A 229-nucleotide genomic window follows, 5' to 3' on the forward strand; every position below is an offset into this window, starting at 1 on the left:
CGGTCGCGAAGCGTGCCGTGGTGCAGGGCGCCAACGCGCTGCCCCCGGCTTCGCTCACGCTCTCGGCCTCGGGGCTGACGGTGCCGGCCGACGCGTCTGCGTCGACGGACGCCGACGGCACCATCCGCAGCTACCGCTGGGACTGGGGTGATGGCACGGCCGGTGAAGGAGCATCGGCGACGCACACGTACGCGACGGCCGGGACGCGCACGGTCACCCTCACGGTGAC

At 73.8% G+C, this 229-nt stretch carries 1 protein-coding gene; it reads left to right on the forward strand.

Translation table 11 applies throughout. The features are described 5' to 3' along the window. On the forward strand, positions 1–229 hold a 229-nt coding region (locus tag KVS71_RS19580), incomplete at both ends, for a PKD domain-containing protein (protein ID WP_217585351.1).

Source organism: Microbacterium sp. GbtcB4, from assembly GCF_019091465.1.
Lineage (GTDB): Bacteria > Actinomycetota > Actinomycetes > Actinomycetales > Microbacteriaceae > Microbacterium > Microbacterium paraoxydans.